Consider the following 12,072-nt stretch of genomic DNA (forward strand, 5'->3'; position numbering starts at 1 on the left):
GTCCCCTTCACCTTTCGGATCCAGGTAAGCCATCGAACCCAGGAACCTCCCTCCGAGTCCCTCCCGGCTGGGCCGGGGATACAACCAGGCGCCTCATGGCGCACTACCAACGGTCCGCGACGTGCAGCCGCGAACCGTACCAGCGGGTCTTGTAGTCGAGTTGCCGGCGGATCTCACCCATCCCGACGTCCGAGACGGCGCGGGCGAGCCGCCGGTTGCGGACCATCCCGGCGACGTGCAGATCCTCGACCACGATCACGTCGTGGGACCGGGCGAGCCGTGTCGTGAGCTTGTGCAGCCCGTCGCGGCGCTGGCTCGCGACCCGGACATGGATCGTCGCGAGCTGGCGGCGCGCTGCCGGCGCCCAGCGCTGCCCGGCTTCGACCGGGCATAGGCCCGCGACGCGCGACGCAGTTTCCGTAGCGCGGCGGCGTGCCGTTTCGGGTTCGCCACCGTCTCGCCGCTGGAGAGGACCGCGAGGTGTTTCACGCCCAAGTCGACGCCGACCGTGCCGCCCGTCCGCTGACGGCGGGTCGGCCGTTCAGAAACGTCCCGGTCGGCCTCGACGGTGAACGCCACGAGCCAGCGGCCAGCCGTCCGGGACACCGTCGCGCCGCCCAGCCGCGCCCGGCCGTCCGCCAGCCGCGACGTGAGCGCGCCCATCGGCTCGTGGACCTTGACCCGGCCGATTCGGGGCAGCTTCACGTGCAGGTCGCCGGCCGGGCCGTAGGCACCGGTGGTGTAGCGGAACGAGTCGCGGGCTTTCCCGCGCTTCTTGAACCGGGGAAAGCCGACCCGGCGGCCCTTCCGCTTTCCCTTCCGGGAGTCGGTGAAGTTCTTCAGTCCACAGGCAAGCTGGTCCAGCCCGGCCGAGTACGCCTCCTTCGAGCACTCGTCCCACCACGGGGCGACCTCCCGCTTGGCAGCGTTCCAGGCAAGCCGCAGCGCGGGCAGCGTCCACGGCACCGGGGTGAGCAGGTCGCCGTCCAAGCCGTAGGACTTCTCCGCGTCGCGCTGCGCAAACGCGGCCTTCACCCGGGCCAGGCCCCAGTTGTAGGCGAACCGGGCCGCCCCCGCGTGGCGACGCAGGTTCGCGGCCTGGACGTCGTTCGGGTCGAGCGCGAACCGATACGCCTGCAACGTCCTCATTCGGCCGCCTCAGTGGCAGCGGCGACCGCGCGGCGGGCTCGGTTCGCGGCGGCGCGGCGGCCGTACAGCCGGGCGCACATCGAGGTCAGGATCTCGGTGATGTCGCGGACCAGGTCGTCATCGACCTCGGCCGGGTCCACGACGAGTAGGCGGCGGGCGACCGCCCGACTCACCCGTCCGGCCGCGTTCAGCCCGGCCACCAGGTCGACGGCACGGCGCTCCCGGGCGGCGGAGATCATCACCCGGGAGACCGCCTCGAGCCGCTCGGCCGGCGGCTGCCGTGGGGCGAGCAGGAAGGGCGCCGCGGAGGCCACCGCCTCCGCCGCCACGGCGCTCACCACGCTCTCCCAGTCCAGGACGGGGCTGGCGACATCGACGTGATGGCCGAGCCCGGCGAGGCACTCGGCGGCCCGCACGGCCGCCTGGGCGATCTCGCCGTCGACCGCGGCACCGGACCACGCCCGGGTGGTGACGGCCACCCGCAGCCGCCCCGGGTCGGCGGTGACCTCGTCGGCGTAGCGGCCGGTGGGCGGCGGGGCGGTGAACGCGTCACCGAGCCCTGGGCCGGCGACGACGTCCAGGAGCCGGGCGGTGTCGCGGACCGTTCTGGTCAGGGCGAACTCGGAGAGCATCCCGAGCAGGCCCATCCCGGTGTCGGCGCCGACGGGGGTGCGCCCGCGGCTCGGCTTCAGCCCGGCCAGCCCGCAGCACGACGCGGGGACGCGCAGCGAGCCCGCGCCGTCGTTGCCGTGGGCCAGCGGAACCGCGCCGGCCGCGACAAGGCCCGCGGCGCCGCCGCTGGAGCCGCCGACCCCGCGGTCGAGGTTCCAGGGGTTGCGGGTCGGTCCGTACCGGACCGCCTCGGTGGCGAAGTTGAGGCCCAGCTCCGGCGCGGTCGTCAGGCCCATCGTGACCAGCCCGGCCGCCCGGAAGCGGGCCATGAGCTCGTGGTCCTCCTGGGCCGGCACACCCGGGCCGAGGGCGCGGCTGCCGCAGTAGAAGGGAACTCCCCGGGCCATCGGGCCGATGTCCTTGATCAGGAACGGCACTCCGGTGAACGGGCCGTCCCCGTGATCGAGCGCCGGGGTGAACAGCGGCGCGGCCAGCCCGTTGATCTTCTCGTTCACCGTCTCCAGGGCCCGCCGGGCGGCCTGTTCGACCTCGGCGGCGCTGACCTCGCCCCGGCGGATCAGCCCGCTCAGGCCGACCCCGTCATGGCATGCGTACTCGTGAGTCTCCATCGATCTTTCCTGTTCGGAGGCAGGGGACATCGGCGGCCGGCCCCGTCCGGGCACCGGCCGCGAGGTTGATCGTTTCGATGGCGACTCAGGCTCGCATGCGGCGCATGCATCCCCCCTCCGGCCGGCCGCCGTCCATTGGGTTTCCGGCTGGCAGCGGGGCTGCGGGCCCACTCGGACGGCGCTACCCGGAGTACGTCACCCGGAGTACTTCGTCAGCACGCGGAACGTCAGGAAACACCGGGTGGAAATCCCGGGAAAACGTCGCCGGTATGCGCTCGCCGGCATTCCGGGCCGGCGGCGCGGTGTTCGGACGGCCGTTCATCGAGCGGGCGCCGGCGCGACAGCGGGCGTTCGACCCCACGTCCCCAGCGTCGGCGAGTGCGGCCCGGCCGCCCGGACCCCGCACGGAAACCTGCTGGTCACGATGCTCGTACAGGCTCGCGGGAGACGCCGCGGGCGGTCGCTGGAACAGGTACTCCCGCGGAGTTCCGCAGGGAAACCTGACGGTCACCCTTTGGAGCCCCACACCGGCACCACGGTGCATAAGAACCGTACGCGCCGTTCGCGACTTCCGTCTTGTGTGCGATGGTTTGTGTCGAGAGGTTCCAGGCTGTTATTGACGGGCTGAAAAGGTGATCGGTGTGGTCGACGGACGTCCGGCGCAGGAGGCTCGGCGGGCCGGAGGCCGGGCGGAACGGGCCATCCGGATCACCACCGTGATCGCGGTGGCCACGGTCGCGGCCGTGGCGGGTTTCGTCTCCTACCGCCACATGCGCGGCGTCGCCCTGCAGTACGGCGAGGACGCGATGACCTCGGCCGTTCTCCCGTTCAGCGTGGACGGGCTGATCGTGGCCGCGTCGATGACGATGCTGGCCGACCGGCGGGCCGGCCGGCGGCGGTCCTGGCTGTCCTACACACTGCTGATGCTGGGGGCGTGCGCGTCACTGGCGGCGAACGTCCTGCACGCCGAGCCGACCACCGCAGCCCGGATCATCGCCGGCTGGCCTCCGCTGGCACTGCTCGGCTCGTACGAGCTGCTCATGCGCCAGATCCACCCGACCAGCCGGCGGACAGCCCGCCAGCAGGCCGCCGCCGCGGCGCCGGCCGACGTCCCGACTGTCGATCCCCAGGCTGATGGCCCAGCTGCCGGTGGGCAGCCGGGCGGTGGGCAGCCGGTTCCGGCGCCGGGGTCCATTCCGCCGCAGCGGCAGCGGATGCCCGCCGTCGGCGGCGACTTCCCGGCTGGCACCCCCGCTCCCGCCGCGACAGCTCCCGCGGCGACCGACAACGCTGTGGCCGACAACGTTGTGGCCGACAGCACGGTGGCGGTGGTCGACCTCTCGGTGACCGCACCCATGGTCACGCCCGCCCCCGCGACGGCCCAGGCCCTCGACCCGGCACCCGGGCGGACGCCTGCGCCGGGCCCGGCCGTCCCGACAGGCGCCTCGGCAACCGTCCCGACAGACGGGCCGGCGTCCACGGCCGGGGCCGGCTCCGCCGGCGGAGTGGACACCGTGGACTCCTCGGTGAAGCGCGAGGCGATCATTCGCGCGCTGGACGAGACCGGCGGTTCGGCGACCGCGGCGGTCACCCTGCTCGGCCGGTGGGGCATCACGGTGAGCAAGAGCTGGGTGTACCAGGTGCGCAAGGAGACCCGGCACGCCGACGTGCAGACCGGGCCGCTGGTCATGCCCACCCACCGTGCCCATCCCGCCAGCCGCGGGCGGCGGCGCGGTATGGCGCCCGACCGGCCGCTCGTGGCACCGAGGACGACCGGGGGCTGACGCCCGCCGTTCGTTGGCCGCGCCCCCGCAGTGACTAGAGGGCGCGCAGCAGAACGCGCAGCGCCTGGTCGAAGTGCTCCCGCTGCTCAGCCGTGAGGTGGTTCGCCAGCCGCGCGATGTTGGCGGCGTGCCCGGTGAACGCGGTATCGATGACGGCGAGGCCCTTGTCGGTCAGCCCGACCCGGAAGCTGCGCCGGTCGTCGGGATCCAGGTTGCGCTTCACCAGGCCGGCGGCCTCCAGCCGGTCGAGCCGGTTCGTGATGCCGGCCCGCGACATCATCAGCGACGCGGAGAGCTGCGAGGGGATCAGCACGCACGGCGGGCCGGTGCGGCGCAGCGTGGCGAGCACGTCGAACTCGCCGGGAGTCAGGCCGTGCTTGTCGAGCTCGCCCTCCATGCTCGCGGTGAGCCCGGCGATGAACATCTTCATCCGGGCGAACATCCCCATCGCGCTCAGATCAAGATCGGGGCGCTCGCTCTGCCACTGCTCGACGATGCCGTCGATCTGGTCGGGCTCCGCCCCACTGATGCACGCGTCCGTACCGCCGTCCATGCAATGAGCTTATTTGATCATCGATGGTTCGCCCAGAAATAATTCGAGCCTGTACTATCAGGCCGCGTACTATTCGACAGCGAACCAGATGCCGGGCCACTCCCGGTGACCACCTCGACTGACAGCAACCACCGGACACGAGGAGATCTTCCGTGACCGTTTCCACCGACGTCGTCGGCGACGGGCACCCGCCCGCCGCGGTCGGGTCACCAGGGGCGAGTAGCCAGCTCGACCCGCGACGCTGGCTGGCGCTCAGCATCATCGCGGTCGCCCAGCTCATGGTCGTGCTCGACGCGTCGATCGTGACGATCGCCCTCCCGCACGCCCAGAGCGACCTGGGCATCTCCACCGCCAACCGGCAGTGGGTCATGACCGCCTACACCCTGGCGTTCGGCGGCCTGCTCCTGCTCGGCGGGCGCATCGCCGACTTCCTCGGACGCAAGAGGATCTTCATCTGGGGCCTGGTCGGCTTCGCGGCCGCCTCGGCGCTGGGCGGCGCCGCTCCCAACGCCGAGTTCCTTTTCGCGGCCCGGGCCCTGCAGGGTGCCTGCGCGGCGCTCCTCGCCCCGGCGGCACTCTCCCTGATCACCGTGACGTTCACCGAGGGCAAGGAGCGCGCCCGCGCCTTCGGCGTCTACGGCGGGATCTCCGGTGGCGGCGCGGCGATCGGGCTCATCGTCGGCGGGCTGCTCACCGAGTACGCGTCCTGGCGCTGGTGCCTGTTGGTCAACGTCCCGATCGCCCTCGCCACCGCCGCGGCCGCGCTGCCCATCGTGCGGGAGAGCAAGGCCGAGGGCACACCGAGCTACGACATCCCCGGCGCGGTGACCGTCACCGCCGGCCTGCTCGCACTCGTGTACGGGTTCACCGTCGCGGCCGACGACGGCTGGGGCTCGGCGACCACGATCGGCCTGCTCGCCGGCGCGGTGGCGCTGCTCGCGGTGTTCGTCGTGATCGAGACACGCACGGCCGCCCCGCTGCTGCCGATGCGCGTGCCGCTGGAACGCAACCGAGGCGGCTCCTTCCTGGCGTCGCTACTCATCGGCGGCGGCCTGTTCGCGATGTTCCTGTTCCTCACCTTCTACTTCCAGTCGACGCTCGGGTACAGCGCGCTGCGCAGCGGCTTCGCCTTCCTGCCGTTCAGCGCGGGCATCATCCTCTCGGCCGGTCTGGCCAGCCAGTTCCTCCCCCGGGTGGGGCCGACGATACTGATGATCATCGGCACCGCGCTGGCCGCCGGCGGGCTGGTCCTGCTCAGCCAGATCGGGGCGGACTCCAGCTACGCGGGCCACGTCCTGCCCGCCGAGATCCTGATCAGCCTCGGGATGGGCCTCGCGTTCGTCCCGATGTCCAGCGTCTCCCTGCTGGGGGTCGCCGACCACGACGCCGGTGTGGCGAGCGCGCTGGTCAACACCACCCAGCAGGTCGGCGGGTCACTCGGCGTCGCGCTGCTGAACACCGTGTACGCGACGGCGGTCTCGGACTACCTGGGCTCGCACGGCACCGGCGCGGCCGCGCAGCGGCAGGCGGCCATCGAGGGCTACACCACGTCGTTCGTATGGAGCGCCGGGCTCGTGGGGATCGCCCTGGTCGCGGTGATCCTGCTGGTCCGTGCGGGCCGGGACGACGTCCCCGCGGTCGACGGGGTGCCCGTCCACGCGGGCTGATCGCGTCTGCCGGCCGATCAGCCCTTCGGCTGGCCGGCCGGCTGATCGGCTCCGGCTGGCCGGGCTGATCAGCCGGCGGAGCGGGAGCGCGCCGGGGCCGCGTGGGTGCCGTCCCGCGGGCTCAGGCCACGCCCCAGGTCGCGGACCTCCTGGTTCGCGGCGAGCAGGCCCTCGTGCAGCCCCCGCAGCACGGTCCGCGCCGCGACCGGGTCGGCCGCCGCAGCGTCCTCGGCCGCGGCGGCGGCCCGCTCGAGCTCGGCGAGCCGCCGCTGCATCCCGTCGTGGAGGTCGCGGGCCATCCGGCGGCGCTGCGCGGCCTGCGCGTCGGCCTCGCGCAGGTGCGCCTCCCGCGTCTCGACCAGCCGGGCCCGGACGGCGACCTGCAGCTGGGCGTTCTCCAGCGCGAGGCGCCCGGCCCGCAGCGCCGCGTCGGTGAACGCACCGTGATGGCCGAGCGCGGGATCACCCGTCACCACGGCGAGCGGCTCGCCGGCCCGGGTGCGGACGTCGCGCGTCCAGCGGGGACCGCGCGGTTCCACCGGGGCGACGGCCGGCCGGCCGTCCACGTCGACATACCCCGCGCCGCCGGGCAACCGGAAGTACACCTCGACCGTCGGGTCGTGCAGGACGGCACGCAGCGCGTCGCGGACGCTGCGCACGGTCGCCGGCGCGGCGAGACGGAGTACCCGGTCGGCGGCGGTGGCCACGCCGAGCACGCGGCGGCCGGTGGCGACCACCAGCATCGCCGGGAACACCGCCAGAACAGCGCCCTGCGACGCGACCGCCCCCAGCACCCGGCTCAGGTCATCGGCCTCGATGGCCGGTGCCAGCAGGGCCGCGCCGGCCATCGCCACGCCCACCCCGAGCAGCACCAGCGGCGCGACGGCGCGCTCCGGGCCGCGCACCCGCCGGAGCCGTCGGATCAGCAGAACCGCGAAACCGACCGCGAGCAGCGGGTTGACCACCTGGTACGCGTCGCTGATCGCACCGAAGACGTCCTCGTCGGCCAGGGGCGCGGGCCACCAGACGTCCGGGGCGTACCCGTTCCACTCGGGCCGCGAGGCGAGGATGCTCCACAGCATCAGCGGCCCGAGCACGATCGCCATCAGCACCAGGATCGCCCGGTCGGCCCGCCCGATGAACCGCCCGTCGGGGTAGAGCAGCAGCGCGGTGCAGAACAGCAGATAGAACTGGCAGCTGCCGGCGATGCCCAGCAGCGGCAGCACGCCGGTGTCCCAGCTCATCGTCCACGTCGTGAGCCAGGCGAGACCGGCCCCGGCGAGCAGGACGCCGGTGCGCCGCAGCAGCGCCGACCCGGCCAGCAGGACGCCGGCGGTGGTCAGCGAGCCGGCGACGAGAATGTTCAACGCCGCCAGCGCGGGCTCGTGACGCAGGTAGGGCCAGCCGGCGCAGAGCGTCCCCGCGGCGACCGCGGCACCGGCGCCCACCGCCGGCAGCAGCGGACGCGCCACCGCCCACCCCCGCCGGACCAACCGTGCCAACGGGTGCGCCATGTGCCCCGGGCGCGGCGTCAGCGCGCACCGCCGACGGGGACGCTGACAAGTACCGTCGTCCCCGCACCGGGCGGGCTGGTCAGCAGCATGCTGCCGCCCGCGGCGTCGACCCGGTCCCGCAGGCCGGCCAGGCCCCCGGCGGTGCCGGCCGCGGCGCCGCCGCGGCCGTCGTCGCGGACCTCGGCCTCGAGCCGGGCCTCACCGCCGGTCAGCCGCACCCACACTGCGCCGGCCCCGGAGTGCTTCACCGCGTTCGCCAGCGCCTCGCAGACCGCGAAGTACACCGTGCGCTCGGCGAGGTCGCCGTAGGGGGCGGTGCCGGTGAGCTCGACGCGCAGGTCCACGGGCAGCCCCGGGCGGCCGGCCGCGTCCCGGACCGCCCCGGCCAGGCCGGCGGTACGCAGGATCTCCGGGTCCAGACCGCGGGCGACGTTGCGGACCTCCGCGTTCGCCGCCAGCAGCCCCGCCCGGATGTCCCGGAACACCGATGCCGTGCTGTCCGGATCGTCGTCGGTGGACCACTCCGCCGCGCTCGCCGACATCGCCAGCGCGAGCAGGCGTTGCTGCACACCGTCGTGCAGATCACGCGCGATGCGGTTGCGCTCGGCGGCCTCGGCCTCCTCGACGCGCCGCTGGGCGGCCCGGGTCTCCACCAGCTGCGCCTGGATGGCGACCTGGAGCTGCGCGTTCTGCAGCGCCAGCCGCGCGGCCCGCAGCGCGGCCTCGGTGAACGGTGCGTGCCGACGCAGCAGCGGCCCGCCGGTCACCACCGCGAGCCGCTCCCCCGAGGTCGCCGTCACCTCCTGGCGCCAGGCCTGCGGCCGCCCGTCCGGGTCGGCCGCCTCCCCGTCGACGTCGACGAAACGATGCTCCTCGGGCAGCCAGAAGAAGACGTCCACGGTGCCGTCGCGCAGCACGCTGCGCAGCGCGTCCCGGACGGCGCCGACCGTCGCCGGGCCGCCGCCGAGACGCAGCATGCGATCGGCCGCCGTCGCCGCGGCGACGGCGCGCCGCACCATCGCGACGAGCAGCGCGAGCGGGAACACCGCCAGCGCGGCGCCCTGCGCGGCGATACCGTCGGCGACGTGCCCAGGCCGGTGGTTCTCCAGCGTGGGTGACAGCGCCGCCAGGCAGAGCACGACGACGCCCAGCACGGCGAGCGCGGGCGCGATCAGCGAGCGCTCCAGCCCGTAGAGCCGGGCGCAGCGCCGCACGAGCAGGCCGACGAACACCACCGCGAGCACCGGGTTGACGACCGTGTAGAGGTCGCTGACGAACCCGAACACGGCCTCGTCGGACAGCAGGGACGGCCAGCGGACCTCCGGCGCGAACCCGTTCCACTCCGGTTCGGCCACGATGATCGCCACCACGGCCAGCAGGCCGAACGCCACGGTGGTGGCCATGGCCGCCCACCAGTCCGCCCGTCCGGTGAGCCGCCCGTCCGGGTAGAGCAGCACCCCCCAGCCGAGCACGACGAAGAACAGCGCGTTCGCGAACAGGCCGATCGCCGGAAGCGGTCCGACCTCCCGGCACAGCAGCCAGGTGGCGGCCCAGCACAGCCCGGCCGCGATGGCGAGCAGACCGGTGCGGCGCAGCACGGCGAGGCTGGCGAGCAGGATCCCGGAGGTGACGAACGCGCCGGTCACGAAGGCGTTGACCGCGGCCGCCGCGGGCTCGGCACGCCAGTACGGCCATCCGGCGGCGAGGGCGAGACCGCCCGCCACCGCGCCGAGCGCGAGGGCCGCCGACGCTAACCGGTACCGGCCCCAGCGGTCCGTTGCCGGGCCGATCACGATCGTCGACACGGATCCCCTCCGCCGGCCGCCACGTGGCGTGGGCGGCTGTGCAGTTACGCGTTCACAGCGCGGTCACCGAAGCCGCCGCTCTGCGTGGCGATCGTCGCACGCTCACGGACAGCCACGGCCGCCGGGGATCACGCACCGCCCGGCCGGGGGACGACTGATCGACCAACTGGGGGTCACAACGACGCTCACCCGGAGCCCACCCCCGACGCGCCAGAGGAATGGTCGCAGAAGCGAAATGCTTGCACCTGCGACATCGGACTTTCCGCCTTGTAGCCGCAATATTGTTTTCGTGTCACGGTATTCGCGTGAAGGACTTCAGCCCGCCGAATCCAGCTCCGGAAAATGCGGCGAACGACGATCGGGCACACCATTCGCGCGGCGCCGTCCACGGGCACGGGCACGGGCACGGGTCACGGCACCGCGGCTGGGAGCGGCTGCGTCTCCCGCACCCCCACCGCCACTCGCACGGCCTGTCCGGCCGGATGGACGCGGAGGCCGCGTCCGCGGAGGGGATACGGGCGCTGCGGAACTCCCTGGTGATCCTCGGTGTCACGGCCGTCTGTCAGTTCGTCGTTGTCCTGCTCTCCGGGTCGGTGGCCCTGCTCGGAGACACCATCCACAACGCCGCGGACGCGCTGACCGCGCTTCCCCTCGCGGTCGCGTTCTGGCTGGGCCGGCGGCCGGCGACCCGCCGGTTCACCTACGGGTACGGCCGTGCGGAGGACCTGGCCGGCATCGCGGTGGTGCTCGTCATCGCCGCGTCCGCGGGGGTGGCCGCATACGAGGCGGTGGACCGGCTGATCCATCCGCGGGACGTGTCGCATCTGCCGGCGGTGGCGGTGGCCGGCCTGCTCGGATTCATCGGCAATGAATGGGTCGCCCGCTACCGGATCGAAACAGGCCGGAGAATCGGGTCGGCGGCACTGGTCGCCGACGGGCTGCACGCCCGCACGGACGGATTCACCTCGCTGGCCGTGCTGATCGGCGCCGGCGGGGTCGGGCTGGGCTGGCAGCTGGCGGACCCGCTGATCGGCCTCCTGGTCACGGTCGCGATCCTCGCGGTGCTGCGGGACGCGGTCCGGGAGGTCTACGAGCGCCTGATGGATGCCGTTGATCCCGGGTTGGTCGACGCGGCGGAGGCCGCGCTGGCCGCGACGGCCGGGGTACGCGGGGTCGGCGCGCTGCGGCTGCGGTGGATCGGCCACCAGCTCCGCGCCGAGGCCGACATCCTCGTGGACGAGCACCTGACCGTCGTCGACGCGCACGCGATCGCGGTGGAGGCCGAGCACTCCATGATCCACGCCGTCTCCCGACTGACCGCGGCGACGGTCCACACGGATCACGCGTCCACCGCGTCGTCGGGCGGCAGGCACGAGGCTTTGGCCCACCACCTCCATCAGGTCGGACCCGCCGGATAGCGGCACGAAGGCCGCCCGGGGCGATCAGCACGTCGCGGCGGGGGCGAGCGCGTCGCGGACGACCCTGCCGACGGCGGCCGTCTCGAGCAGGAAGCCGTCGTGACCCGACGCGGAGGGGACGAGGCGCAGCTCGGTGCCCAGGTGGCGGGCGAGCTCGGCCTGCAGGCGCGGCGGGTAGAGGCGGTCGCTGTCGATGCCGGCGACCGTCACCGGGACGGGGCAGGCCCGCAGCGCCGCCGGCACGCCGCCACGGCCGCGGCCGGCGTCCTGGCTCATCATCGCCGCGGTCAGCGTGAGGTAGCTGCCGGCGTCGAAACGGTGCGCCAGCTTCGCCCCGTGATGCTCGACGTAGGACGCGGCGGCGTAGCGGCCGTCCGCCTGCACCGCGTTGCCGAACCGGTGGGCCAGCTCGCGCTCGCTGCGGTAGCTGACCTGCCCCATCTGCCGGGCCAGGCCCAGCCCGACGTGCGGCCCGGCCCCGGGCGGGCGGTCGTGGTAGTCACCGCCGTGCCAGTTCGGGTCGGCACGGATCATCGCAAGCTGGGTGGCGTAGAGCGCGATCTGTTCGGCGGTCGCCGCCGCTCCGCAGGCGATCACGACGGCGCGCCGTACCCGGGCGGGGAACGCCAGCGCCCATTCCAGCGCCCGCATCCCGCCCATCGAGCCGCCGATGACGGCCGCCCACCGGCCCACGCCGAGCTCGTCGGCCAGCAGGGCCTCCGCCCTGACCTGGTCGCCGACGGTGATCTCCGGCCAGCGGCCACCCCAGGGACGTCCGTCGGGTGCGGCGGAGGCCGGGCCCGTGGTGCCCTGACAGCCGCCGAGGACGTTCGGGCAGACGACGAAGAACCGGTCGGTGTCGAGGACGGCGCCCGGCCCCACCAGCCCACCCCACCAGCCCGGGGTCGGATGCCCCGGCCCGGCGCCGCCGGCGGCGTGAC

7 protein-coding genes and 3 pseudogenes are annotated in these 12,072 nt (G+C 73.9%); 3 read left to right on the top strand and 7 right to left on the bottom strand.

Features of this window, described 5'->3' with window-relative positions:
* Positions 1-106 precede the first annotated feature (106 nt).
* The 3 pseudogenes from tnpB to FMEAI12_RS38900 all read right to left on the bottom strand — a co-directional run.
* Positions 107-1,149 (bottom strand): annotated as a pseudogene (gene tnpB, locus FMEAI12_RS32080) (IS607 family element RNA-guided endonuclease TnpB); the annotation flags it as partial.
* A pseudogene (locus FMEAI12_RS37450) lies at positions 1,146-1,304 on the bottom strand (IS607 family transposase); the annotation flags it as partial. The pseudogenes tnpB and FMEAI12_RS37450, both read right to left, overlap by 4 nt.
* 144 nt (positions 1,305-1,448) lie before the next feature.
* Positions 1,449-2,420 (bottom strand): annotated as a pseudogene (locus tag FMEAI12_RS38900) (amidase); the annotation flags it as partial.
* A gap of 611 nt (positions 2,421-3,031) precedes the next feature.
* Between FMEAI12_RS38900 and FMEAI12_RS32090 the strand changes: the two are divergent.
* Positions 3,032-4,174 carry a DUF2637 domain-containing protein gene (locus FMEAI12_RS32090; protein ID WP_112108953.1) on the top strand — a complete coding sequence of 381 codons (1,143 nt, stop codon included), beginning with the start codon at positions 3,032-3,034 and terminating at the stop codon, positions 4,172-4,174.
* A 34-nt stretch (positions 4,175-4,208) separates the two neighbouring features.
* On the opposite strand, the gene FMEAI12_RS32095 is transcribed toward FMEAI12_RS32090, so the two are convergent.
* Positions 4,209-4,727, bottom strand: a complete 519-nt coding sequence (locus tag FMEAI12_RS32095; RefSeq protein WP_112108949.1) for a MarR family winged helix-turn-helix transcriptional regulator — start codon at positions 4,725-4,727, stop codon at positions 4,209-4,211.
* Positions 4,728-4,879: 152 nt separating this feature from the next.
* Between FMEAI12_RS32095 and FMEAI12_RS32100 the strand changes: the two genes are divergently transcribed.
* On the top strand, positions 4,880-6,394 hold the full coding sequence (locus FMEAI12_RS32100) for an MFS transporter (RefSeq protein WP_071063121.1): 1,515 nt from the start codon (positions 4,880-4,882) through the stop codon (positions 6,392-6,394).
* A gap of 68 nt (positions 6,395-6,462) precedes the next feature.
* Here FMEAI12_RS32100 and FMEAI12_RS32105 read toward each other — a convergent pair whose 3' ends face one another.
* Positions 6,463-7,866: a histidine kinase gene (locus FMEAI12_RS32105; protein WP_112108950.1), complete on the bottom strand. Its 1,404-nt coding sequence runs from the start codon at positions 7,864-7,866 to the stop codon at positions 6,463-6,465.
* A 59-nt stretch (positions 7,867-7,925) separates the two neighbouring features.
* Positions 7,926-9,713: a sensor histidine kinase gene (locus FMEAI12_RS32110; protein ID WP_112108951.1), complete on the bottom strand. Its 1,788-nt coding sequence runs from the start codon at positions 9,711-9,713 to the stop codon at positions 7,926-7,928.
* Positions 9,714-10,195: 482 nt separating this feature from the next.
* Here FMEAI12_RS32110 and FMEAI12_RS32115 point away from each other — a divergent pair, with 482 nt between their 5' ends.
* Positions 10,196-11,131, top strand: coding sequence for a cation diffusion facilitator family transporter (locus FMEAI12_RS32115; protein ID WP_368672130.1), 936 nt, complete (start codon positions 10,196-10,198; stop codon positions 11,129-11,131).
* 24 nt (positions 11,132-11,155) lie between these two features.
* Here FMEAI12_RS32115 and FMEAI12_RS32120 read toward each other — a convergent pair.
* Positions 11,156-12,072, bottom strand: a 917-nt coding sequence (locus FMEAI12_RS32120) for a homoserine O-acetyltransferase (RefSeq protein WP_112108954.1), incomplete at its 5' end; no start/stop codon positions are given.

The organism is Parafrankia sp. Ea1.12, assembly GCF_900465275.1.
Lineage (GTDB): Bacteria > Actinomycetota > Actinomycetes > Frankiales > Frankiaceae > Parafrankia > Parafrankia soli.